This window comes from Stenotrophomonas sp. 112478_Sma, from assembly GCF_056479905.1.
On the sequence record NZ_CM151072.1, the window covers coordinates 2,861,801 to 2,886,846 of the forward strand.

Genomic DNA, 25,046 nt, shown 5'->3' on the forward strand with positions numbered 1-25,046 from the left:
CCCATGGCGTTCCGCGCGGTAGCCGCTTGCGAGGAACGCAACAATGAAGCGAATGCTGATCAACGCCACGCAGGCTGAAGAGCTGCGTGTTGCCATCGTGGATGGCCAGTCGTTGTATGACATCGACATCGAGCAGCCGTCGAAGGAACAGAAGAAGTCCAACATCTACAAGGGCCGGATCTTCCGCATCGAGCCCTCGCTGGAAGCCGCCTTCGTCGAATATGGCGGTGGCCGCCATGGCTTCCTGCCGCTGAAGGAAATCTCCCGCGACTACTTCCAGGCCGGTGTCGACCACAACAAGGCCGGCATCCGCGAGCTGCTCAAGGAAGGCCAGGAAGTGGTGGTCCAGGTCGACAAGGAAGAGCGTGGCAACAAGGGCGCCGCCCTGACCACGTTCATCTCCCTGGCCGGCCGCTACATGGTGCTGATGCCGAACTCGCCAAGTGCCGGCGGCGTCTCCCGCCGCATCGAGGGCGAAGACCGGGCTGCCCTGAAGGACGCACTGGACAAGCTGAACATTCCCGACGACATGGGCGTGATCATCCGTACCGCCGGCGTCGGCCGCGATGCGGAAGAGCTGCAGTGGGATCTGGACTACCTGCTCAGCGTCTGGCGGGCGATCGCCGAGGCGGCGCTGAGCAAGCCGGCCCCGTTCCTGATCTACCAGGAATCGCGCCTGATCGTGCGCGCCCTGCGTGACTACCTGCGCGCCGACATCGGCGAGATCCTGGTGGACACCGAGGAGATGTACGAGCACGCCAAGGAGTTCATGCAGCAGGTGATGCCGCAGACCCTGCGCAAGCTCAAGCATTACAAGGACGACATCCCGCTGTTCAACCGCTTCCAGATCGAATCGCAGATCGAAGGCGCCTACGAGCGCAACGTGCGCCTGCCGTCGGGCGGCTCGATCGTGGTCGACCAGACCGAAGCACTGACCGCCGTCGACGTGAACTCCTCGCGCGCGACCAAGGGCAGCGACATCGAGGACACCGCCTTCCAGACCAATCTGGAAGCGGCCGAGGAAGTGGCCCGCCAGCTGCGCCTGCGCGATCTGGGCGGCCTGGTGGTGATCGACTTCATCGACATGTCCTCCAACAAGCATCAGCGCGAGGTCGAGAACCGCCTGGCCAACGCGCTGAAGTACGACCGCGCACGCGTTCAGGTCGGCCGCATCTCGCGCTTCGGCCTGCTGGAAATGAGCCGCCAGCGCCTGCGCCCGAGCTTGGGCGAATCGAGCCAGATCGTCTGCCCGCGCTGTGATGGCCACGGCCGCATGCGCAGCGTCGAGTCGCTGTCGCTGTCGATCATCCGCGTGGCCGAAGAGCACGCGATGAAGGAGAACACCGGGCAGGTGCTGGTGCAGGCGCCGGTGGAGATCGCCAATTACCTGCTGAACGAGAAGCGCAGCGCGCTGCGCGAAATCGAACAGCGCCATGAAGCGCCGATCGTGATCGTCGCCGACGAGCAGCTGCACACCCCGCACTACACGGTCACCCGCCTGCGTGAGAACGAACTGGGCGAGGAAAGCAGCCGTCCGAGCTACCAGCGTGGCACTCCGCGCAAGCTGCCTGTGCACGCCCTCACCAAGGGCCAGCTGAACATCCCGCCGCCGGTGGTGACCCAGGTCAAGCACACCTCCCCCGCCCCGGTGCGTGAGGAAGTGGAGCCGGCTGCCGCGGCACCCGCGCCGGTGGTGGCTGCGCCCGCCGCCCCGTCGACCGGCGGTGGCGTGATCGGTTGGATCAAGCGCGTGTTCGGTGGTGAGCCGGCACCCGCCCCGGCGCCGCCGGCCGCCCGCCAGCCGCAGCAGGACGGTGGCCGCAGGGAGCGCAACAAGGATCGCAACAAGGACCGCAAGGACCGTCGCGACGACAATCGCGGCAACGGCAATGCGCAGCAGCAGAAGGAGGGCGGCAACCGCAAGGATCGCGGCGAACAGCGCAAGGACGGCCGTCAGGGTGGCAATGGCAACACGAACGGCAACGGCCAGCCGCAGGGCAAGCAGAAGGACGGCCAGCAGCCGCAGCAGCAGAACAAGCCGCGCAACGAGCAGCAGGGCCAGAACCCGCAGCAGCAGCCGAAACTCAAGCAGCCGAAGCAGCCGCGTCCGCAGCAGGACGGCGACAAGCCGGCCGAGAAGCCGCAGCGTGGTGCCGCAGAAGCCCAGACCGACACGGCGACGGCATCCGCTGCGGTGGCGGCAAGTGCCATCACCGCTGCTGCGGTGACCGCGCGGGAAGCTACGGCGCCGGTCGCGCCGGTGGTCGCACAGCCGCCGGTCGAAGCCGCGGCGCCGGCCGAAGTCGCGCCTGTCACCGCCGTTGAAGGTGACGCCACTGCCGTGACGGGCGAAGAGGCACCTGCCGACACCACGGGCGAGCAGGCCGGCGAAGGCGCGACCCGCCGTCGTCGTGGTCGTCGTGGTGGCCGCCGCCGCCGCCGTGGTGGCGCCGAGAATGCGGCCGGCACCGATCCGCTGGGCGAAGACCAGGATGACGGTGACGAAGGCGATGACGCCGACAGCACCGACAGCGCCGAGCCGCGTGTCGACCACGCTGCCGGGTCAGCACCGGTTGCAGCCACGCAGCCCGCCCGCTCGCAGCCGGAGTTCGACTTCGATGACGACGCCGAGCCGTCCATCGTCGAAGGCGAGAAGCCGGCCCGCGTTGCGGCCGCTGTCGCCGCCGCACCGGCCGCCGTGGTCAGCAGTGCCGTGGTTGAAGCCGCGCCGGTGACCGCCGCGCCTCCGGCACCGGTCGAGACCGCTGCCAAGGCAGAACCGGCGCCCTCGCCGGTGCAGACCAGCATGCTCGACGCCATCGACGCCGCGACACCCGCACAGCCCGTGGCGGCGGCAACCCCGTCGGCGGACGCCGCACCGGTGATCGAAGCAACGCCGGTAGTGGCCGAAGCGGCCCCTGTGGTGGACGTGAAGCCGGTCGTGGTCGAGCCTGCACCCGTCGTGGAATCGAAGCCGGCGGCTGTTGAGGCAACGCCCGTGCCTGATACCGCGCCGGTGGCCGTTGAGGCTGCCCCGGTGGTTGAAGTGAAGCCGGTCGTCGAACCTGTCGTGGTTGCCGAAGCCCCGGTCGCACCAGTAGCCGTGGAAGCCCCGCCGGTGGACGCCCCTGCGCCGGTCGCCGATGCCGTCGTGACGCCGACCCTCGACCCGGTCGCGGATGGCCATGCCGATGCTGCCGCCCAGGCGGCCGAAGCCAAGGCTGACGAAGAGGACGACGAGGCCGCCAAGCGCACGCCGCCGGCCAACTGACCGCTCGTTGATCGGGTGACAGCAGAACGGCGGGGATCGATGATCCCCGCCGTTTCTGTTTGTGCATCGGGCTGTATCGTGCCGACCGGGGATAGGCCGCTTGGTCGTTGTTCAGGGTTTCGGCGCGAACTGCAATCGCGTCCAGACGCCGTAATGATCCGAAGCCCAGCGCCCGCTGTCATCCGGCTGGTCGAACAGAAGCCTGGCCTCCCGTGCAACCAGCTGATCCTGCTGGAAGAAGATGTGATCGATCCGCGAGGGCGCCTGGTAGTAATGCCGGTTGAGGGTGCTGACAGCCGCCAGGTCGGTGTTCACATGCACGCTGCCATAGCTGTCGCCATAGTGGCTGCGCAGCTCGCTCAGGTCACCCGCATCGACCAGTGCGTTGAAGTCGCCTGCGATCACCACCGGCGCGCCATCCGACGTTGCGGCGATGAAGCGCAGCAGATCTTCCACCTGCGTCCGCCGGATGCGCTTGCCGCTTTCATCGCTGCGCTCATTGAGATGGGTTGCATAGAGGTTGACTGGCCGGCCCTCCACCTCGATGCGCAGGTGCGCCACGGTGCGGTAGTCGTCCAGCGGCAGCAGCAGGTGCTCGCCCTGGGCGAGGATCGGCTGTCGCGTCAACAGTGCGTTGCCGTAGCGCTTGGGCGCGCCGACCGGATCGGTGGACACGAACACATATCGGTAACCCAGCTGGCTGGCGAGCCATTGCGCCTGGTTGCGCACGTTGCGCCGCTGGATCACTTCCTGCAGCGCGATCGCATCAGGTTGCAGGCGCTTGGAGTTCTGCCAGGATGGTACGACGCCGGCTGGGCCAGTCCTCGCGGTCGTGGTGCAGGTTGAAGGTGACCATGCCCATGCCAGGCGAGCGGGCGGCTGCGTCCCCATCGTCCGCCCGTGGCACGTCCGCCACCGCCGCGGCAGGCAGCGCCAGCGCGATCGCCATGCTTAGTGCGCACGCTGCCGCGCGCGCACGCCATGCCTTCCTACCCATGCTTACTGTCCCTTGCGCTCGGAGCGACGCACCGCCGCCGGCACTTCGATCTCGACGCGGGCCGGCAGTTCGTGCACATGCAGTTCGCGGTCGATCCATTCACCCGGCGCGCCATTGATGGTGGCGTCACCCGGTTCGCCCGCATAGGGCCACGGAAGCACGACGCCTCCAGCCGGTGGCACCAGGCCGGGCTGCACCTCCAGCACCAGCAGCTTGTCACTGCGCCGCAGCCGATAGTTCAACTGCCCCTGCGGCGTACGCAGGCCCTGCACCGCAATGCCGTCACCCTGCAGCCAGGCTGTTGGAACGCCGCCGGCCAGCACCAGTGACTCATCCATGTCGCGGCTATAGGCGAACATGTCCAGCGCCGAGCGCACGAAATCCGACGCGACCCATGCATGCGGCAGGTCGCCGACGAAGAACGGCTTGCGCGGTGTCCGCGAGACCACTTCCGCCCATTGGTTCCATGCCTGCGGGGCACGGTCCTTGAAGAAGAACTCGGTCGCCTGCCAGGCGCGGTCGCGCCAGCCCAGGCGCACGAAGGCGGCGACGTTGCGCCACTCATACGGCGTGTAGTCCTTCCATTCGCGCTTGCCATCGCGACGCGCGACGAATTCCTTCCAGTAACGCTCGAAGGTTGCTTCCAGGGCCTGCTGCGGCAGCCGGCCCTGCTCGCCCCCGGGCGCCAGTGCGATGGTCGTCGATGTCGCGTCGAAATCGCCCAGCTCCGCCGAGCCCGGCAGGTAATCGATGTTGTGCTGCTGCATGGCCGACAGCAGCGATGCCTGCAGGTCGTCGCGGAACTGGTCGCGTGACTCGGCGATATGCATCGCCTCCACCTTTCCCAGTTGCGTCGCCAGCAGCGCAGCGTCCTTGTAGCCACGCAGCGCCCAGAAGTTGTCCCAGTACGAATGCATCGGCTTGGCCGAGTAACCTTCGTGGCTGATCGAGGCCGGCATCATCCCGTAGAAGGCCGGGTTGCGTGCACGGTTCTCCTCGGTGCGCTCGCTGGCACGCAGCTGCTCCATGTACTGGTAGGCCCCCTGCACATGCGGCCACATCAGTTCCATGAACGTGCTGTCGCCGGTGTAGCGGCCATACTCGGCGATGTTGTAGATCAACTCACCATGGCTGTCGTTCTCCGGCACCGGGTCGCTGCCACGTGCGTCGACGCAGCACGGCACCTTGCCATTCTCGAACTGGAACGGCGCATACCAGTTGAGGTAGTCACGCACCGCGTCGCTGCGGCCCATGCGCAGCAACCCTTCGGAGATCATCGCGCCGTCGCGGATCCAGCTGCGCGCATACGAGCGCGTGCCCGGCTGCAGGCTTGGCCCGACGCGCGAGATCAGCATGTGCGCTACCGCGGTGCGCAGCGTGTCGACCATCGGCTGGCCCGCCTTCGGAACCTGCAGCGACACCACGCCGAGCTTGGCACGCCACATGTCGGCAACCTGCTGCTGCGCCTTTGCCACGTCCACGGCCTGCGGCGCCCAGCCACCGGTCTGCGGCAGTACCACCGCCACTTCGCGGCTTTGCCCGGGTTCCAGGGTGATCGTGTACAGCAGCGCGCCCGACGCCATGCCAGTGCTGTCCTTCACCGTGGTCGTCGCCGGCAGCTTGCCCGAGGCGAGGTGCATGGCATCGAGCTTGCCGTCGAAAGAGGTGGCAAAACGCGCATCAGGTACCTGCAGCGGGTAGATGCGTGGCTCGCCATTGATGCGGACCAGCTGCTCGCCGACGTCGAGGCTGTCGATGCGGCTGAAGCCGCCGGTGGTGTTGAGGAACTGGGTTGGCGGATTGACCTGCCAGGGGCGGATGGCCAACGCCAGCGTGTACTCGTGGGCCACCTTGTCCGGATTGCTCAGGCGGTAGCGACCGATCAGCTGCGCACGCTCGGGCGTGCCCTGCACGAATCCGGTGACCGCCAGCCCCACCTTCTCATGCACCCAGTCGACATTGGCGATGGGCAGGTAGCGATCCTGCAGCGACTGGGTGATGGCCACATCACTCCAGGCGATCAGCTTGCCATCCAGGCGGACGAACGGCTCGATGCTGAAGCTGCCCTTGGCAGGCTCCAGCGCACCGTCTTCGCTGATCAGCGCCTGTTGCTGGCCGCCATCCAGACCCAGCAGGGTCCAGTACGGCTGTTCGCCCACGAACGCGCGCGGTACCGCACCGCGTGGGAGGTCAGCCGCAACCGACGACAGGAATGCATTGGGCGTGGCTGCGAAGTCCAGCGGCTTGAGCGTGATGTCACGGATGCCATAGCGCCAGTTCGGACCTGCCTGCAGGTCGAAGCGCACATAGCGTGCATCGGTATCCGGCAGCGCCAGCCAGTCACGGCCACCCCCACCGGCGGTCACTTCGCGTGCCGTGCGCCAGTCGCGTCCGTCCACGGACGTGCGCACGGTGTAGCGGGTCGCCTGCAGGTCCGGCAGCCAGTCGATCACCGCGCCGCCGATCTCGCGGCTCTTGTGCAGGTCCAGGCTGATGGTCTGCTGCTTCACCCCACCGCTGATCCAGAAGGTATCGCTCTTGCCGTCCACCATCCGGTCCTGCAGCGCCGTGGCGGTGTCGGCAATCACCTCCGGCCGCAGCGGCGATTCGTCCCGCGCGGGAAGGCCCTGCAGGGTCAGTCTGTCGAAGCACACCGTGCCGCGTCCGCCGACCTTGCTGTAGATCGTGAACTCGACTGCGGCGCTGCGCGCCATTTCCTTCTCCGGCGACGGCCCCCACGCCTTGTCGATCTGCCGACGCCGGTACTCGACCGGCGTCCACGACCTGGGAAAACTGTAACCGGCGCGGTTGACCCACCACACGTTGTCACCGCTGGCGTCGATCAGCTTGAACTGCAGATCATTGGCCGGTGAATCACCGCGCAGCTGGAAGCCGAAGCGGTAGTTGACCGGATACTCGACCGTCAGCGCGCGACGGATGCCGACGTAGCCCGATACGTTGTGGAAGTCGTAATCCAGGCACAGCGCGCGGCCGCCACCCGCGCCGCTGACCGGGCGCAGCGAGCCGCTGACCTGGTCGGACAGCACCAGCTTCCAGGCACTGACATCGTCGAAGTCGTCCAGCACCTTCGGCGCCGGCAGCGCCGGAGGGGCGGCGATCGCCAGGGAGGTCCACAACAGGCCCAGTCCAACGGCGATCGCACCCTTCATCCCTTCACGCTCCCCAGCAACAATCCTTGGATGTAGTACCGCTGCAGCACCAGGAACAGTGCCAGCACCGGAACCACGGTAACCACCGCGCCGGCCATCATCATTTCCACGTCCATGATGTGTTCGCGCGAGAGGGTGGCCAGGGCCACCGGCAAAGTGTAGTGCTCCTGATCGGTCAACACGATCAGCGGCCACATGAAATCGTTCCATGCGCCCATGAAGGTGAAGATCGCCAGGGTCACCAGCACCGGCTTGAGCATCGGCAGCACGATCTGGAAGAAGATGCGCAGCTCCCCTGCCCCGTCGATGCGCGCGGCCTCCAGCAGTTCGTCCGGGATCGACCGCGCGTACTGCCGCACCAGGAAGATGCCGAACACGCTCGCCAGCGCCGGCACGATCACGCCACCGAAGCTGTTGACCAGCCCCAGCTGCTTCATCAGCAGGAACAGCGGCAGCATCGCCACCTGGGCGGGAATGACCAGCGCCGCCATCAACATCTGGAACAGGCGCTCACGGCCAACGAAATTCAGCTTGGCGAACGCATAGCCGGCCATCGTATTGAGCAGCAGCGAACCCAGCGTGATCGCCAGCGACACCAGCAGGCTGTTGGCGAAATTGCCGCCCATGCCGGTACGCGCGAACAGCTCGTGGTAGTTGTGGGTGGTCACCTGCGAGGGCAACAGCGGAGGCGGGAAATGGCTGGCCTCGCCCTGCGGCATGAACGAGACCGAGACCATCCATAGCAGCGGCGCCAGGCTGACCAGGGCCAGCACCAGCAACGCGCCGTTGATCCACCACGGATGCCAGCGCGACTGGCCGATTTCACGACTCATACCAACTGCCTCCTGCGGCCAAAGCGCAGCATCACGGTGGTCACCGCCAGGATGATCAGGAACAGCAGGAATGCCACCGCGGAGGCGCGTCCCAGGTTCCACCACTTGAAGCCTTCCTCGAACATGAAATACAGCACGCTGACCGTGCTCTGCAGCGGGTCGCCACGCGTCATCACGTAAGGCTCGGCGAACAGCTGGAAGTAGCCGGAGACGGTGATCACTCCGACCACGAGCAGCACCGGGCCGAGCATGGGCAGGGTGATGTGCAGGAACTGCTTCCAGCGCGAGGCACCGTCGATCCGCGCCGCTTCGTACAGATCATGCGGGATCGCCTGCAGGCCGGCCAGGAAGATCACCATGTTGTAGCCGAAGTTCTTCCACACCGCGAACAGCATGATGGTGGGCATCGCCCAGTTCGGATCGCCCAGCCAGTCGATCGGGCTGATGCCCAGATGGCCCAGGCCGTAGTTGACCAGGCCGTAGCTGGTATGGAACAGGTAGCGCCAGATCACCGCCACCGCCACCAGCGTGGTCACCACCGGCGCGAACAGCGCGGTGCGGAACAGCGCCTTGAAACGCGCGGCAGGCGCGTTCAGCAGCATCGCCGCGCCCAGTGACACACCGATCGACAGCGGCACACCGATCAGCACGAAGTAGCTGGTGTTCCACAGCGACTTCCAGAACATCGGCGTCTGCAGCAGGTCGATGTAGTTGCCGAGGCCGACGAAACGCAGGTTGCTGCTGTCGGCCAATGCGTACAGGTCGAAGTCGGTGACGCTGAGCGCCAGCGCCGAGGCGACCGGCAGGCCGAAGAACACCCCCAGCACGATCAGCGATGGGCCTGCGAAGATCCATCCGGCCAGCGAAGTTCGTTTCATTGCGCGCTCCCATCGGCCAGGGTGCTGCTTGAGCGCGTCGGCGAAGGCGCGCGCTCCTGCAGGCGTTGTTGTTCATGCATCCAGCGACGCTTGGCCAGCACCTTGTCCACGCGCTGGTCCAGCTCGGCCACGGCGTCGTCCTGGGGCATCCCGCCGCGCACCACCTTTTCGGTGACGATGCGCATTTCCTGCACGATGCGCTCCCACTCAAGCACCTTCGGCGTCGGCCTGACCCGCTCCAGTTGGTCGCGGAACGCCGCCGCCAGCGGATCACCGGCCAGGGACGGTGCATCCCAGGCACTGCGACGCGGCGGCAGATCACCGATGATCGAATGGAAACGGGCCTGGATTTCCGGGCGCGACAGGAACTCGATCAGCTTCCAGGAGGCTTGCTTCTGCTGCGATTTGCGGAAGATCACCAGGCTGGTACCGCCGGCGATGCCCGCACCGGGGCCATCCGGGCCCGGCAACGCGGCGGTGCCCCACTGCCCTTCCAGCGCCTTCGGCTGCAGCTTCTTGAACTCGCGGATGTTCCAGGGGCCGGAGATGTAGAACACGTTGAAGCCGCGGAAGAATTCATCCCAGACATTGGAGATCTGCGTCTCGGACATCTTCGGCGCCCAGCCCTGCTCGAACATGTTGGCGTAGAAAGCCAGCGTGCGGCGGAAGCCCGGGCTGGAGAAGTTGCCACGGGTATCGTCGTCGCGCAGCAGCGGATCGGGTTGCTGCAGCGCCAGTGACAGCTGCTGCTCGAACTCGTTGATCGGCATCAGCACGGCATAGCGGTTCGGCCCCTGCATGCGCTTGATCGCCGCCATCTGTTCGTTCCACTCCTGCCAGGTCCGCGGCGGGTGGTCGTAACCGGCCTTGGCCAGCAGGTCCTTGCGGTAATAGATCAGGCGGGTATCGACGTACCACGGCACGCCCACCAGCTCGCCATGGATCACGTTGGTATCCCAGATGCCCTGGAAGTAATCCTTCGGGTCGACCACCGCCGAGCGCTGCACGAACGGTTGCAGCGGCGTCAGCGCATCGAGCTCGGCGAATTCGGGAACCCAGGTGTTGCCCAGCTGGCAGACATCGGGCAGGCCATCGGCGGCGAACGCGGTGAGCAGCTTCTCGTGCGCCGCGGTCCATGGGATGTTCTGCACATCCACCTTGATGCCGGGATTCTCGGCCTCGAACTCGTGGATCAGTTCGCTGACCACTTCCGCTTCGCGCCCCATCGCCCAGAAGCGCACGGTGGTGGTGCCCGGTTCGGTACGGGCGCAGCCCGCCACGACCAGCGCGGCCAGGGCCGGCAGCGCCCAGCGGCGCATGCGATGGAGCCAGTTCTGCACAGCGTTACTTTCCCTGGCCTGTGGTGCGGTTGGCATTGTTCTTCTGTTCCTGTGCGGCGGCCGCGCGTGACTCGGCGATGCCGACCGCGCGCGCCGATGCAGCCTTCTCGTCCTTCTGCAGTTCCAGCGGCTGGAACGAGCCCTCGGGGGCCAGCCAGCCGCCGCTGAATCCGGCGCGCTCCAGCCCCTTGCGGATGTAGGGGTTCTTCTTCATGACTTCCCACACGAAGTCGCTGCGGTAATTGGCGATCATGGTCAGGATCGGGCCCTGGTCGATGGCGATGTAGTCGCTGGCGACCCAGCCACGATCCGGCACCAGGCGCCCGGTCTTGATCGGAATGTCGTAGCTGAAGCTGGGATTGAACGAATCCAGGAAGCCGTAGCTGGAATAGATGTAATCGCCGAAGCGCTTGTGCATCTCCAGCGTGGCCGGAATGACCTGCTCCGGGGCGAACACGATCGAGGCCACCGCCGCGGTCGGCGCGATGGTGCCGTCGTCGAAGTTCTCGCGCAGGCCGGCGCCGCGCGAGGAGTAGTGGCGGAACTGGCGCTGCTCGCCGCGATATTCCTGGGTGGTGTTCTGCGGACCATCGCTGGCGGTCAGTCCCCACACGTTCTCACCGTACTCCTTCCACTGCATCGGGTTGGCGATGGCGTACTCGCGCTGGGCCAACGCGGCCGAGCGGCTGTTGAGGAAGTAGGTGCTGCCGCGCTCGCGCATGTAGGCATCCTGGATATCGCGGAAATCGATCCAGACATGGCTGTACTGGTGGCCGAACAGTGGCCCGAAGGACAGGTATTCCTGGCCCTGGTAGACGCCCCAATCGTTGTCGTAGGTCCGGGTCCACACCGTCCATGCGTCGGGGCTGACCGGATGGGTGGGCGAGCCGAGGGCAAGGATGTACACCATCATCGCCTCGTTGTAGCCCATCCAGTCGTGGTCGATGAAGCCGCTTTCGGGGAACCAGCCCATCGAGATCAGCGGCGCGCGCTGCTGCAGCCACGGCCAGTCGATCTTCCTGTACAGGGTATCGGCAATCTGCCGGATTTCCTTCTCGCGCGGATCATCGCCGTCGTAATAGGACTGCGCGAACAGCACGCCCATCATCAGCAGCGCGGTATCCACCGACGACAGTTCGACCCAGCTGTCGTAACGGCGGCCTTCCTGCATGTCCAGGAAGTGATAGTAGAAGCCCTTGTAGCCGGCCTTGCCGGTGCGCTGCGGGCCCATGGGCACGTCACGGAAGAATTTCAGCGTCGTCAGCGTGCGGTCGATCGCCTGGTTGCGGCTGACCCAGCCATTCTCGATGCCGATCGGATAGGCGGTGAGCGCGAAGCCGACCGAGGCGATGCTGGCGAACGGGCGTGACGGATAGCGGTCCGGTGTCAGGCCGTTCACTTCATTGGTGGTGTCCCAGAAGAACTGGAAGGTGCGGCGTTCAATGTCATCGAACAGCGGCGGCAGTTCCGGCTTCATCGGCCGCGGCGGTGCATCGGCCTCGATCAGGATCACCGGCGGCCGGGGTTTGGCGGGCTCCTGCTGGGCCGGCTTGCAGGCGGCGATGGCCAGGGTCATCGCTGCGGCGGACAACAGGTGGCGTGCCTGCATGGCGCGGTTCCTCCGGTGGACTGATCGATGGGAAAGCATAACGTCCAATGATCTGAAATCGTTTACAAACCACACATTTAAAAAAGCCACGGGAACGTGGCCTGACAGCGCGATCATCGCAGTTGCCGATGCCGCCGGCGAACCGGCGGCATCGACTCCTGCAGCAGGCGTACCCGCTTAGAAGCGGAAGCCCACTTCCGCCTTGATCTGGCGGGGCGTACCGATGATGTCACCGGTCTCGTTGTAGCTGGCCTGCAGCTTGCCGTTGGTCTTGACGTAGTTGTAGGTGGAGAAGTTGTCGAAATCGAACACGTTGATGATGTCCAGGCGGGCGTACAGCTCGGTATCACCCGGCATCTTGAACGTCTTCGTCGCCTGCAGGTCGACCGAGCGGTAGCCGAAGATCTTGCCACCCACCAGGAACTTGCCGTTGGCGTTGGGCACGGCCGCCTGCGGGGTCGGCAGGGTGTAGCCGCTGGCCTGCGGCACGGGGTACCAGTCGTTGACGGCCGTCGGCGTTGCCAGGGTGATCTTGCCGCCGAAGGTGATGCCCCAGAAGCCCGCGTACGAACCGGTCACCACCAGGCGGTGACGGGGAGCGCCGTTGGAACGGATGGTCGGGTAATCGCCGATCAGGCCACGGTCGAAGGCGTACTTCTCGTTGATGTCGCGGTTGTGGCGGGCGGTGGTCCAGGTGTAGGCGATCGAGGTGCCCCAGCCGCTTTCCTTGGTGAACGGCTTCTGCGCCGACAGCAGCACCTGCGTGGCACGGGTCTTGATGCCCTGCTGGCCGATGATCAGGCTGCCGAAGCCCGGCACGTTGCAGCTCCAGGCCTGGCTCAGGCCCGGCTCGGTACCGCCGCACAGGCGCGGATCATCGAAGAACTGGCCGGTCGGGTAACGGTTGCCCAGGGTGAAGGCGAAGCCGTCGTAGCTCAGGGTGCGGGCGATGGTGGCATCGGTCAGCCAGTCACCGATCTGGTTGCTCATGCCCAGGCTGAACTGATCCGAGTACGGCGCCTTCAGCTTGTTGTTCAGCAGGTCGACCTCCAGGCCGGCGTTGCTGGTCGATCCCACCAGCGCCTGCAGGTTGCCGATGCCGTTGAGCAGGTTCGGATTCCAGTCGTAGCAGGCGGCCTGACCGTTGATGCAGGTCCCGGTGGCCGGGTTGCGGAAGTAGATCGTCGGCTGCGGCAGGGCCAGCTTGGTGGTCTCCAGCTGCAGGTTGTCGAACAGGTCGCGGTCGTAGGAACGGCCGGCACCACCGTGGATCACATGCTGCTCGTCGGCGTTGATGTCATACGAGAAGCCCAGACGCGGCTGCCAGGCATCCTTGAATGCCTTGCGGTTGTGACCGTTGCTGATGTAGTCGCTGATGTCCAGGCCGCCCAGCGCCAGCGAATCGGCGTAGGTCTGGCCGGCGGGTGCGCGCGGATCCTGCGAATAGATGGCATCGACCACCTGCTGCGGGGTCACGAAGTCCAGGTAGGACGGGGTCTTCTCGTAGTCCCAGCGCAGGCCGATGTTCAGCTGCAGGTGGTCATTGACCTGCCAGTCGTCCTGGATGAACACGCCGTACTGCTTGGACTTGGAGCGTACTTCGCCGGACACGCCCGACACGCCGGTCACCGGCTTGACGAACTGCGCCTTGTACGGAATGGAATCCGGGAAGTCCGGATCACCCAGGGTGTAGGTGAAGGTTGGGTTGATCTGCGCCGCATCGGAAGCGTACAGGTCGATCTGCTTGTACTTCACGCCCATCTTGATGGTGTGGTCGCCAGCCCACTGGATGCCATCCAGGGTCAGGTTGTCTTCGATCGACCAGCCCTTCTGGCCCTTCACCTGCGAGTCCAGTGCCGAGGCGCCACCGATCTTCACGATCGTGCGGTCTTCAGGACCGTCCGGCGCGGTGTAGGTGATGCCGTTGGCCAGGGTCAGCGGGGTCGGGTTGTTGAACGAATCTTCGTGGGTGACCATCAATTCGTTGTAGTAGCGCTCGCCGCTGTGGTTCCAGCGCAGCGCGTAACGACGGTCGGTATTGACCACTTCACGGCCGGCTTCCGGCGAGGTCTGGCCACTGAACTGCGACTGCGTTTCGTCGCGGTCCTGGAAGGTCAGCTCGATGCGATCGTTGTCGGTCGGCTCGAAGTCGATCTTGCCGAAGATCAGGTCCTGCTGGAACGGCTGGCTGGCCGGGCCGAGACCGGCGGCGCCGGCGGGCGGCAGCAGACCGGCGGCACCGGTGACCGCACCGTCCGGTGCGATGGTGACCGGCAGGTCGAAGCGCTTGGCTTCGTAGGTCACGAAGAAGTGGGCCTTGTCCTGGATGATCGGGCCGCCCAGCGCGAAGCCGTATTCCTTCTCGGCCGACACCTGCTTGTCCTTGCCGCCCTGGCGTTCGGCCGGGGTCTTGGCACGCATGTCCTCGTCGGTGTAGCGATAGAACGCCTCACCCTTGAATTCGTTGGTGCCGGACTTGGTCGCGGCGGTCACCGCAGCGCTCGAGACCTGGCCGTACTCGGCCTTGTAGTTGCCGCTGATGACCTTGTATTCGCCAATGGCCAGCTGCGGGAAGGGGTTGCCGGCGCTGCCGGACTGGCCGGCCACACCGCCGCCCTTGACGTAGCTCTTCTGGCCCACGCCATCGATGTACACGTTGGTGCCATCGGCATTGGTGGCGCCGCCGCGCAGCGAGGTGTTGCCCTTCGCATCACGGGTGAAGATCAGGCCCGGCACCGCATCGGCGAACTCCAGGAAGTTGCGCGACACCTGCGGAGTGGTCTGGATCTGCTGCAGGCTGACGGTCTTGCCGACTTCGGACGTGCGCACTTCCTGCAGCAGGGTCGGCGCGACGACGTTGACGGTGTCCAGGTTGGTGGCCGCGGTTGAACCCGGGGTACTGCTGGCAGCGCCAGCGAAGTTCAGGGTGGCGGTGGAGGCCACGGTCACGGTGACCTTCTGGGTCTGGCCGTTGGCCACCACGTCGTAGGTGCCCGGGTCCAGGCCCATCAGCGAGTAGCTGCCGTCGGCGCGGACGGTGCCGCGGCGCACGGTGCCGGTCGCAACGTTGGTGGCGGTGACCTCCGAACCGGCCTGTGCGCCGGCAACCTGGCCGCGCAGGCTGGCGTTGGCCGACTGCGCCAGGGCGTTCGGGGCGGCGGCCAGCATCAGGCAGCTGACCAGTGCGGTGCTCAGCAGCCGGCGCGCCGGCGTGCGGATAGTAGAATGCATCATCAACTCAATCTCCGGGTGGTGGCGACCGCGTGTGCGGTCCCCTGCGATCAATCAAAAAAGAAGGAACGCCTCCGGCTTCAACGGCCGGATGGCGGAGTGGTGGAATCGCGAACAACGAGACGGGGTACCAGGGTCTGCTTGTCCCCGGCCCCTTCCGTGGAGGTGCCGTCCATCAACTGCATCAGGCGCGTCATCGCCCGATCGCCGAGCTCGGCGATGCTGACCTGCATGGTGGTCAGCGACGGGTGAACGAAACGTGCCAGCGGAATGTCATCAAAACCCGCCAGGGCGACATCGGACGGAACATGGACGCCTGCCTGCGCGAAGGCGTACAGGCAGCCAAGTGCCATCATGTCGTTGGCGGCGAACACGGCATCGGGCAGCGTGCCGGCTGCCAACAACTCCTGACCGGCGCGATGGCCGGAAGCTTCGTCGAAATCACCGGGCAGCTCGATGCCTTCGGCGCTGCCGCCGGCAGCCGCCAGCGCGTCACGGAAGCCGCGCAGGCGCTCGCGCGCGTCGAAGTTGAGGTCCGGGCCAGAAATGAACGCGATGCGCCGGTGACCGGCATCGAGCAGATGACGGGTCATCGCCATTGCGCCCGCGTGGTCGTCGATGCTCAACACCGGATGATCCTGCCCAGGCAGGTAGGTGTTGATCAGTACGGTGGGCAGCGACTGCGGCAAGTTGTCGGTCAGGAAGCCGGGGCTCTCCGCATAGGGCGAGAGCACCAGCAGGCCATCGACACGCCCGCGCATGGCGCGCAGGGCAGCACCCTGCTGCTCCTGGTCGCCGTGGTAGCTGGACACCAGCAGATGCTGGCGGCGACTGCGGGCAACGCCGTCGATGCCGCGCATCAGCTCGGAGAAGAACTCGCCGTACAGGTCCGGCAGCACCACGCCGACCGTGTTGGTGCGGCGGCTGCTCAGGCTGCGGGCGGCGGCGTGCGGGGTGTAACGCAGCCGTGCGGCCACCTCCAGCACAAGCTGGCGGACCGGTTCGGCGACATTTTCATGCCCGTTGAGCGCGCGGGAAACCGTGGCCACGGAGACCCGGGCTTCACGTGCGACATCCTTGATTGTAATGGCTGCCTTGTTCACGAAGCCGCCCTCCACGGCTTGGACCTACCAGCATTGGCGCGGAATGTAAGCGTTTCCATCTGGGCTTGTAAACTGTCCGTTAGACGAATGTCCTGAAATGGACATGGAAATCTGTCCCTGACGGTCCACGCACGGACCGGCAATGACAGTGCGGGACAAGGGCTCAGCCCTGTTCTGACGGTGCCAGCGCGCGGATGGACAGCGCGTGGATGTCGGTCTCCATCATCGCGCCCAACGCCGCGTATACCGCGCGGTGGCGGGCCAGCGGGCCGAGGCCGGTAAAGCGCTCGCTGACCACATGCACGTTGAAATGGCCACGGCCATCGCGCGCGCCAGCGTGGCCGGCATGACGATGACTGTCGTCCTCGATCTCGAGCACGCTCGGGGCCAGCGCCTGCTGCAGCGCATCACGGATTCGCTCGATCCGGTCCGCGTTCACGGCAGCACCTGGCGGAAGGGCCGCACCTGCAGCCTTACGTAGACACCTGCGGCCACATAGGGGTCCGCATTGGCCCAGGCCTGCGCCTCCGGCAGCGACCCGAAGCGGGCGATCACCACCGAACCACTGAACCCCGCCGGGCCTGGATCTTCGCTGTCGATCGCCGGACAAGGGCCGGCCAGCAGCAGTCTCCCCTCATCACGCAGCGCGTGCAGCCGCGCCAGGTGTTCCGGCCGGGCCTGCAGCCGTTGCGTCAGCACGTCCTGGCCGTCATAGCCTTCAATCACATACCACACCGGCATTTCCTCGCTCGCGTTGTCGGGTCCGCCGATTCTAGCCAAAGCCCCCTCGCCCTGGCCGCAGCTGGACACTGGCGCGGCAAAGGCTTACCCTAGAGTCCATTGCACGTGGCTGGATGCAGCAACCCGTCGGTTTTTGCGGCCAACGCAGCCCCCGACGACCGACCTGCCGCTTCCGGGCAGGCCACGTAGACGACCTCCCCGTAGTCCCGTCGCTGCCGTCTCCTGCGGCGCGTCCTGCTGTTTGATATGTGTGGAATCGCGCCGAGACAGGCGCGCCTGGTGCCTTGGGGCCCGCGGTGCACGCGCGGCGCCGGGTGCCGCGACTGGTCCGTTGCAATCCTGATGTCCATTAGATGACTTCCGAACTCGCGCTCGACGCGAACCCGCCAACCCGGCCGCCCGCCCCCCAGCAGCAGGAAATGCCGCTGGCCGTCGTGCATGGGCAACCGGTCCTGCAGATCCCGCAGGACCTGTACATCCCGCCGGACGCACTGGAAGTCATCCTGGATGCCTTCGAAGGTCCGCTGGACCTGCTGCTGTACCTGATCCGCCGGCAGAACCTGGACGTGCTGGACATCCCCGTGGCCGAGATCACCCGGCAGTACGTGGAGTACATCACCGTGATGCGCGAGCTGCGCTTCGAACTGGCGGCCGAGTATCTGGTGATGGCAGCGATCCTGGCCGAGGTGAAGTCGCGCATGCTGCTGCCGCGCCCGGTCAGCGACGAAGGCGATGAAGCCGATCCGCGCGCCGAACTGGTGCGCCGGCTGCAGGAGTACGAACGTTTCAAGCAGGCGGCGGAGGACATCGATGCCCTGCCCCGCCAGGACCGGGACACCACGGTGGCCCATGCCTTCATGCCCGAACGCGCCACGGTGAAACTGCCGCCGCCGGTGGACCTGAAGGAGATGCTGCTGGCACTGCACGATGTGCTCAAGCGCGCCGAGCTGTTCAGCGGCCACGCGATCAAGCGCGAGGCGCTGAGCGTGAGGCAGCGGATGGGCGAAGTGCTCGGCCGCATGGAAGACGGCAGGTTCTACCGTTTTGAAAGCCTGTTCACTGCTGAAGAAGGCAAGCTGGGCGTGCTGGTCACCTTCCTGGCCGTGCTGGAACTGGCCAAGGAGCAACTGCTGGACATCGTCCAGGAGGAACCGCTGGCGGCGATCTACGTGAAGTCGCTGGCGGCCGGCAACACCAATGCCCCGCTGCAGTTCAGCAGCGAGTTCGACGACAACGACGCCGCCAACGAGAACGAGTGAGCGCTGCCTGCCGATGGATCAACCGCTGATCAACCGCATTGTCGAAGGTGCCCTGCTGGCCTCCAGCCAGCCGCTGACCCTGGCCCAGCTGAAGGACCTGTTCCCGGAGGAGGAACCAGCACCGCCGGGCAGCATCGAACGTGCGCTGGAGCACCTGCGCGAAGGCTGCGAAGGCCGCGGCGTGGAACTGGTCGAGGTCGCCTCCGGCTTCCGCTACCAGGTCACCGGCGAGGTGCATGGCTGGATCAGCCGGCTGTGGACCGAACGCAAGACCCGCTACACCCGTGCCACCCTGGAAACGCTGGCGCTGATCGCCTACCGGCAACCGATCACCCGCGGCGAGATCGAGCAGGTGCGCGGCGTCGCTGTCAGCAGCAACATCATCCAGGCACTGGAAGAACGCGAATGGATCCGCGTCGTCGGCCACCGCGACGTGCCCGGCAAGCCGGCACTGTTCGGCACCACCAAGGGCTTCCTGGATTACTTCGGCCTCAAGCGCCTGGATGAGCTGCCGCCGCTGTCGGAGTTGAAGGACCTGGGCGAGCTGGAACCACAGCTGGCCCTGGACCGCGATGCACCGGCCGCCGCCAGCGCCGACGGCCCCGACGTTTCGGCCGAGCCGGACGGGGCCGCCAATGATGATGCCGGCCTGGCCGGTGGCAACACCCCGTATTCCGCCGACGCAGTCCCTGCGGCGGCCACCGATGAGCAAGCACCTTCGCCCCTCGATGATGGGCACCCCGATTCCGCGCCGGGCGAGCGCGCGGTGCCAGTGAACGAACGCGAAGACAACGCCGTCGCGACGACGACCGTGGCTGTTGACCAAGCCGATTCCGAACCAGAGGCCGACCTCGAAACCGTCGGCCGGAGCAAAACTGATGAGTGACACCCCTCGCAAGCTGTCGTTGAACAAGCTCTCGCTCAAGCGCGAAGCCACCTCCGAACAGTTCAAGTTGGAAGAACGCCTGCACAAGGTCCTGGCCCAGGCTGGCCTTGGCTCGCGCCGCGCGCTGGAACAGCGCATCGCCGAAGGCCTGGTCAAGGTCAACGGTGAAGTTGCGCAGACCGGCATGTCGGTCAAGAGCGGCGACAAGATCGAACTGGACGGCCGCGGCTTCGTCGCCACGGCGCTGTCCGAACCCTCGCGCGTGCTGGTCTACAACAAGCCGGAAGGCGAAGTGACCACCCGCGAAGACCCCGAAGGCCGTCCGACCGTGTTCGAATCGCTGCCGCCGCTGAAGGGCGCGCGCTGGATCGCGATCGGTCGCCTCGACATCAACACCACCGGCCTGCTGCTGGCGACCACCGACGGTGAACTGGCCAACGCGATGATGCACCCGTCCTTCGAGGTCGAGCGCGAGTACGTGGTCCGCGTGCGTGCACCGGAAGGCCAGGAAAAGGTGGCCGATGCCATCGTCGACCGCCTTGCCCGTGGCGTCGCGCTGGAAGACGGCCCGGCCAAGTTCGACGAGATCGAACGCATCGGCGGTACCGATTCGCACGACTGGTTCCGCGTCGTGGTCAAGGAAGGCCGCAACCGCGAAGTGCGCCGCCTGTGGGAATCGCAGGGCTGCCAGGTCAGTCGCCTCAAGCGCACCCGCTACGGCCGGGTCAGCCTGCCGCGCGAACTGGCCCGTGGCCAGTCGGTCGAGCTGCCGAGCGCCCAGGTCGAAGCGCTGCGTGCTGAACTGAAGCTGGAAGAAGGCGCTCCGTCGGCCCTCACCCTGCAGCCGGTGATCGGCCAGCGCCGCGCCGCCAAGACCACCGTGCGCGTGCGTGAAGGTGGCCGTGGCAACGCCTATGTCAATGGCCACAGCACGGCCGACGAAGGGCGCGAACTGCGCCGTTTCGACACCCTGCGCGAAGACCGTGGCCGTGGACGCAACGGCAAGGGGGGCGGCTTCAAGGGCGGCCTCACGGTCAGCGGCGAGGCCGCGGCCAAGCAGTCGCAGAAGCCGTTCAAGCAGCGCAAGCCGAAGAATGACCGTTCGCTGCCGGAAGGCAATCCGGCTGCGTTCCGCACCTGGTACGTGCCCGATGGCGTCAGCACCGGCCCGAGCGGCCACCGCAACGCCGGTCCGGGCGCACGTGGTCCGGGCGGCGGCCAGGGCCGTCCTTATGGCAAGCCGAAGGGTCCGGGCGCCGCAGGCGGCCAGGGTCGCGGTGGCGCCGGTGGCCAGGGCCGTCCCGGCGCGGGCAACCGCAGCCAGGGCGCGCAGGGCAACAAGCATCCGTACGGGCATCCGGGCAACGCCCCGAGCTTCCCGTCCGACCACGCCAACCCGGGCTTCAATCCGTATGGCAGCCCGAAGCCGGCGCAGGGTGCTCGTCCGGGCAGCCGCGGTCCCGGCGGCGGCAACCGTGGCCCGGGTGGCCCCGGTGGCAATCGCGGCCCCGGCGGTCCGGGGGGCAACCGCGGTGCGGGCGGCCCCGGCGGCAATCGTGGCCCGGGTGGCCCCCGTCGCGGCGGCCCGCGCGGCGGCTGATCGGCAGCACGCCTGACATGAAAAACCCCGGCATTGGCCGGGGTTTTTCGTTATCGGGTGCCGCCGCGACGGGAACCGGTCAACGCCGGCTGATGGTGAAGGCCGTGCCGTCCACACCCAGGTCCCAGCCCTTGCCGGTACCGGACAGCGCCAGCGAGATGTCGCCCTTGGTCATCACCTGCGCATTGCTGGATTTCACCGCACCGGCATGAGCCCCCACCGACGCGTAGGTACCGAGCAGTTCATCCACGCTGACGGCGCCGGTGAAGCTGCCGCGCCCGTCGGTGATCTTCGATTTGCCAACGGTCAGGCCACCGCCCTTCATCTGGATGCGCACCGGCAGACTGGCACCGTTGCTGCAGCTGACGGTGCCGCTGCCCGAGGCCGTCTTGTAGATCAGCGACCAGCCGGACAGGTTGTAGCGCAGGTGGCAGTCGAGGTTGCCACCGGCATGCGCGGCCGGAGCCAGGGAGGTGGCGGCCAGCGCCAGCAGCAGGGCAAGGGACTTGTTCATCGGCAGGACTTCCACAGCGTTCGGACTGCCGGCGAATCTAGCAGCGCGCGCGTGCAGGGTGAATGCAGGCGCGCGCGGTGATGCGGGCAGCGTTCAGCCCTTCGCTCAGGCCTGCACGTCCAGATGGAAGGCGTCGGCATCGAGCATCGCCGGGAAGCGCGCACGGTGCAGCGCCAGCGCGTCGGCCGAAATGGTGGTGGTCACCACCTGCTCGCGCTCGCGGATCTCCACCTGCGGCTGGCCGAGAAAATCCAGCACGGCGCTGTCGCCGGCATAGTGCAGCTGGTTGCCGTCCACGCCGACACGGTTGACCGCAGCGACGAAGCACAGGTTCTCGATGGCGCGTGCGCGCAGCAGTGTCTTCCACGCGTAGGCACGCGCCGAGGGCCAGTTGGCAACGAAGATCTGCAGATCGAAATCCAGCTGTTCGGGCCGTTCCACGTTGTAGCGGTTGCGGCAGAACACCGGGAACCGCAGGTCGTAGCAGACCTGCGGATTGATGCGCCAGCCCTTCCACTCCACGCAGAGGCGGTCGCGGCCGGCGGCATAGCGCTCGTGCTCGCCGCCATAGCGGAACAGGTGGCGCTTGTCGTAGTACTGCAGTCCACCATCAGGGGTCGCGAACAGCAGCCGGTTGTACACGCCCGCGCCGTCGCGCAGCTGCACGCTGCCGACCACCGCCGCGTTCAAGGCCCTGGCCTGTTCACGCACCCAGGCGACGGTGGGTCCATCCATGCCTTCAGCCTGGGCAATGGCCTCGTTGGAGAAGCCACTGGTGAAGGTCTCCGGCAGGATCACCAGATCGGTGGTGCCGGCGAGCGGCGCCAGCAGCGCGCCATAGTAGGCGCGGTTGCCGGCCGGGTCATGCCAGCGGGTGTCGCCCTGGACGAGGGAAATGCGCAGATCCTGCATGGTCGTCACTCCGCTCACAGCAGGCGCAGGCGTTCGATCGCCGCGTCCAGGGTCGCCTCGTTCTTGGCGAAGCACAGCCGTACCAGGCGCTGGCCGGTCGGTGCGGTTTCGTAGAACGGCGACAGCGGGATGGCGGTGACGCCCTTCTCGATGGTCAGCCACTTCACGAACTCATGGTCGGGCAGATCGCTGATGGCCGAGTAATCGACCAGCTGGAAGTAGCCGCCCGGCACCGGCAGCGGCCTCAGCCGCGTACCGGCCAGCTGCTCGCGGAAGCGGTCACGCTTGGCCTGGTAGAACGCGCCCAGTTCCAGGTGGTGCTCCGGTTCGTCGCGGATCATCGCGGCAAAGCCATACTGGGCCGGGCCGAAGCTGGTGAAGGTGTTGTACTGGTGCACCTTGCGGAATTCCGCGGTCAGCAGCGGCGGCGCCACCGCATAACCGATCTTCCAGCCGGTGCAGTGGTAGGTCTTGCCGAAGCTGGAGATGACGAAGGTCCGCTCGCGCAGTTCCGGGTAGCGCAGCACCGATTCGTGGCGGCGGCCATCGTAGATGATGTGCTCGTACACCTCATCGGAAATCAGGTAGATCTGCGTGCCACGCAGCACGTCGGCCAGCGCCTGCATGTCGGCCTCGTCCAGCATCGCACCGGAGGGGTTGTGCGGGGTGTTGACCATCAGCATGCGGGTGCGCGGCGTGATGGCCGCACGCACGCGGTCCCAGTCCACGGCGAACGTCTGCGGGTCCAGCGGCACGTGCACGGCGGTTGCGCCGGCCAGCTCGATGGCCGGCTCGTAGCAGTCATATGCGGGGTCCAGCACGATCACCTCCTCGCCGGCACGCACCACGGCGTGGATGGCGTTGAAGATGGCCTCGGTCGCGCCGCTGGTGACGGTGATTTCGGTGTCCGGGTCGACCTGGGCGCCATACAGGTCCAGTGACTTCTGCGCGATGGCCTGGCGCAGCGGCGCCACACCGGTCATCGGCGGATACTGGTTCAGGCCGGCCGCCATCGCCCTGGCGGTTTCGTCGATCAGGCGCTGCGGCGCGGAAAAATCCGGAAACCCCTGGCCCAGATTGACTGCACCGTGCTCGGCAGCGAGCTGGGACATGACGGTGAAGATGGTGGTACCGACCTTGGGCAGCTTGGTGGTGGGTTGCATCGGCCTGGGCTAATGGGAACAAGGGCTGGAAGTGTACGAAATCTGGACCCGGCCTGCGGCGCGGGCCGGTCGTGACGGGTCATGCCGGGCGGCTGTTTGCACATGCCCTTTCAGCGGGATACCGCGCTTGACGCTCGCCGGGCGTGGCCCGGCGCTACCGGGCGGATTTCATCGCTACAATTGCCGCCGCACTCCGGCATGAAGATCCCTGCCCCTTGGACACCCCTGCATTGCTGGCCGCCAGCGGCCTGAGCTTCTCGCGCAATGACGCGCCCGTGTTCGGCCCGCTGGACTTCCACGTGGATGCTGGCGAGGCGCTGCTCGTGCAGGGCGGCAACGGTGCCGGCAAGACCACCCTGCTGCGCGTGCTCGCCGGCCTTGCGCGACCCGGCGCCGGCCAGGTGCGGATCGACGGCAGGCCCGCCAGCAACGCCGAACGGGCGCGCTACGTCGCCTATCTCAGCCATCTTCCCGCGCTGAAGCCGGACCTGGACACACTGGAGAACCTGCACTTCCTGTGCGGCCTGCACGGGCGCCGGGCGCGGCAGATGCCGGGCAATGCGCTGGCCATCGTCGGCCTGGCCGGGTATGAGGACACCCTGGTGAGGCACCTGTCGGCCGGACAGAAGCGGCGGCTGGCGCTGGCCCGCATCTGGCTCTCGCCCGCCCCGCTGTGGCTGCTCGACGAGCCCTACGCCAACCTCGACCTGGAGGGCATCACCCTGGTCAACCGGATGATTTCGGCACACCTGCGTGCAGGTGGCGCCGCCCTGGTCACCACCCATGGGGCCTACGCCGCACCACCGGTGCGTACCCGCCAGCTCGACCTCGGCGGTGCGGCATGATCGCCCCGGGTACCGAACCGGGCCTGTGGCAGACCGCGCGCGCCCTGGTCAGGCGTGACCTGCGCCTGCTCTGGCGCCGCCGCGGCGATGCGTTGCAGCCGCTGCTGTTCGCCCTGCTGGTAGTGGTGCTGTTCGCACTGGCACAGGGACGCGATCCACAGCCGCTGGCGGCGACCGCTGGTGCGGTGCTGTGGCTGGCGGTGCTGCTGGCCGGGCAGCTTGCGCTGGATTCGCTGTTCCGCTCCGACGCGGAGGATGGCTCGCTGGAGCAATGGCTGCTGGCACCGGTGCCACTGGCGTGGCTGGTGCTGGTGCGGGTGCTGCTGCACTGGGCCACCACGGCCCTGCCACTGATCGTACTGAGCCCGCTGCTGGCGGAAATGCTGCATCTGCCGCATGACCAGCTGCCGATGTTGCTGGCATCGTTGCTGCTGGGAACACCGTTGCTGAGCCTGATCGGTGGTGTGGTCGCTGCACTGACCGTGGGCATCCGGCGCTCTGGTATTCTCGTGGCGTTGCTGTCGTTGCCGTTGTACGTACCGGTGCTGGTCTTCGGTGCAGGCAGCCTGGCTGCAGCCAGCCGTGGACAGGATCCGGTCGGCGCGCTGCTGATGCTGGGTGCAGGCCTGCTGGTGGCACTGGTGCTGGCACCGCTGGCGACTGCCGCTGCGATTCGTATTTCTCTGAGTTGATC

General features: G+C 66.6%; 18 protein-coding genes and 1 pseudogene. 6 read left to right on the top strand and 13 right to left on the bottom strand.

From position 1 onward, the window contains the following. Window positions 1–43 precede the first annotated feature (43 nt). Window positions 44–3,271, top strand: a complete 3,228-nt coding sequence (rne, locus tag ACZK08_RS13105) for a ribonuclease E (protein ID WP_065181952.1) — start codon at window positions 44–46, stop codon at window positions 3,269–3,271. A gap of 111 nt (window positions 3,272–3,382) precedes the next feature. Here rne and ACZK08_RS13110 read toward each other — a convergent pair. The 10 genes and pseudogenes from ACZK08_RS13110 to ACZK08_RS13155 all read right to left on the bottom strand — a co-directional run bounded on the left by ACZK08_RS13110 (window position 3,383) and on the right by ACZK08_RS13155 (window position 17,167). Beyond that, a pseudogene (locus ACZK08_RS13110) lies at window positions 3,383–4,268 on the bottom strand (endonuclease/exonuclease/phosphatase family protein). A 2-nt stretch (window positions 4,269–4,270) separates the two neighbouring features. After that, a complete protein-coding gene (locus tag ACZK08_RS13115) occupies window positions 4,271–7,438 on the bottom strand; it encodes a discoidin domain-containing protein (RefSeq protein ID WP_065181950.1) in 3,168 nt (1,055 codons plus the stop codon). Further along, window positions 7,435–8,271, bottom strand: coding sequence for a carbohydrate ABC transporter permease (locus ACZK08_RS13120; RefSeq protein ID WP_065181949.1), 837 nt, complete (start codon window positions 8,269–8,271; stop codon window positions 7,435–7,437). Before ACZK08_RS13120 ends, ACZK08_RS13115 begins: the two co-directional genes overlap by 4 nt. After that, window positions 8,268–9,149: a carbohydrate ABC transporter permease gene (locus ACZK08_RS13125; protein ID WP_065175483.1), complete on the bottom strand. Its 882-nt coding sequence runs from the start codon at window positions 9,147–9,149 to the stop codon at window positions 8,268–8,270. Before ACZK08_RS13125 ends, ACZK08_RS13120 begins: the two co-directional genes overlap by 4 nt. Then, a complete protein-coding gene (locus ACZK08_RS13130) occupies window positions 9,146–10,468 on the bottom strand; it encodes a sugar ABC transporter substrate-binding protein (RefSeq protein ID WP_065175484.1) in 1,323 nt (440 codons plus the stop codon). The genes ACZK08_RS13125 and ACZK08_RS13130 overlap by 4 nt, the downstream gene beginning before the upstream one ends. A 25-nt stretch (window positions 10,469–10,493) precedes the next feature. After that, on the bottom strand, window positions 10,494–12,098 hold the full coding sequence (locus tag ACZK08_RS13135) for a glucoamylase family protein (protein ID WP_065181948.1): 1,605 nt from the start codon (window positions 12,096–12,098) through the stop codon (window positions 10,494–10,496). Window positions 12,099–12,275: 177 nt separating this feature from the next. Next, window positions 12,276–15,332 carry a TonB-dependent receptor gene (locus ACZK08_RS13140; protein ID WP_053516885.1) on the bottom strand — a complete coding sequence of 1,019 codons (3,057 nt, stop codon included), beginning with the start codon at window positions 15,330–15,332 and terminating at the stop codon, window positions 12,276–12,278. Window positions 15,333–15,409: 77 nt separating this feature from the next. Further along, window positions 15,410–16,447 (bottom strand): LacI family DNA-binding transcriptional regulator, encoded by a 1,038-nt coding sequence (locus ACZK08_RS13145; protein WP_053516884.1) that lies wholly within the window; start codon window positions 16,445–16,447, stop codon window positions 15,410–15,412. A gap of 148 nt (window positions 16,448–16,595) precedes the next feature. After that, entirely contained in the window at window positions 16,596–16,871 is a 276-nt protein-coding gene (locus tag ACZK08_RS13150; protein ID WP_065181947.1) for a BolA family protein, read from the bottom strand. Beyond that, window positions 16,868–17,167 carry a YciI family protein gene (locus tag ACZK08_RS13155; RefSeq protein ID WP_065181993.1) on the bottom strand — a complete coding sequence of 100 codons (300 nt, stop codon included), beginning with the start codon at window positions 17,165–17,167 and terminating at the stop codon, window positions 16,868–16,870. Before ACZK08_RS13155 ends, ACZK08_RS13150 begins: the two co-directional genes overlap by 4 nt. A 359-nt stretch (window positions 17,168–17,526) precedes the next feature. On the opposite strand from ACZK08_RS13155, the gene ACZK08_RS13160 reads away from it, so the two are divergent. The 3 genes from ACZK08_RS13160 to ACZK08_RS13170 are packed head-to-tail and all read left to right on the top strand — an operon-like array spanning window position 17,527 to window position 20,918. Beyond that, window positions 17,527–18,432 (top strand): segregation and condensation protein A, encoded by a 906-nt coding sequence (locus tag ACZK08_RS13160; protein WP_053516881.1) that lies wholly within the window; start codon window positions 17,527–17,529, stop codon window positions 18,430–18,432. 13 nt (window positions 18,433–18,445) lie between these two features. Next, window positions 18,446–19,318, top strand: a complete 873-nt coding sequence (gene scpB / locus ACZK08_RS13165; RefSeq protein ID WP_053516880.1) for an SMC-Scp complex subunit ScpB — start codon at window positions 18,446–18,448, stop codon at window positions 19,316–19,318. After that, complete coding sequence (locus tag ACZK08_RS13170; protein WP_053516879.1) at window positions 19,311–20,918, top strand: pseudouridine synthase; 1,608 nt, start codon at window positions 19,311–19,313, stop codon at window positions 20,916–20,918. Before scpB ends, ACZK08_RS13170 begins: the two co-directional genes overlap by 8 nt. Before the next feature lie 79 nt (window positions 20,919–20,997). Here ACZK08_RS13170 and ACZK08_RS13175 read toward each other — a convergent pair whose 3' ends face one another. The 3 genes from ACZK08_RS13175 to ACZK08_RS13185 all read right to left on the bottom strand — a co-directional run bounded on the left by ACZK08_RS13175 (window position 20,998) and on the right by ACZK08_RS13185 (window position 23,507). Next, entirely contained in the window at window positions 20,998–21,432 is a 435-nt protein-coding gene (locus tag ACZK08_RS13175; RefSeq protein WP_065181946.1) for a hypothetical protein, read from the bottom strand. 105 nt (window positions 21,433–21,537) lie between these two features. Beyond that, window positions 21,538–22,344, bottom strand: a complete 807-nt coding sequence (locus tag ACZK08_RS13180; RefSeq protein WP_053516876.1) for an amidohydrolase — start codon at window positions 22,342–22,344, stop codon at window positions 21,538–21,540. A 14-nt stretch (window positions 22,345–22,358) separates the two neighbouring features. Further along, on the bottom strand, window positions 22,359–23,507 hold the full coding sequence (locus ACZK08_RS13185; RefSeq protein ID WP_065181945.1) for a pyridoxal phosphate-dependent aminotransferase: 1,149 nt from the start codon (window positions 23,505–23,507) through the stop codon (window positions 22,359–22,361). Between the two features lie 143 nt (window positions 23,508–23,650). Here ACZK08_RS13185 and ccmA point away from each other — a divergent pair, with 143 nt between their 5' ends. Together ccmA and ccmB are read left to right on the top strand one after the other, a co-directional pair. Continuing rightward, entirely contained in the window at window positions 23,651–24,352 is a 702-nt protein-coding gene (gene ccmA / locus ACZK08_RS13190) for a heme ABC exporter ATP-binding protein CcmA (RefSeq protein ID WP_428992327.1), read from the top strand. After that, window positions 24,349–25,044 carry a heme exporter protein CcmB gene (gene ccmB / locus ACZK08_RS13195; RefSeq protein WP_053516872.1) on the top strand — a complete coding sequence of 232 codons (696 nt, stop codon included), beginning with the start codon at window positions 24,349–24,351 and terminating at the stop codon, window positions 25,042–25,044. The genes ccmA and ccmB overlap by 4 nt, the downstream gene beginning before the upstream one ends. Window positions 25,045–25,046: the final 2 nt, after the last annotated feature.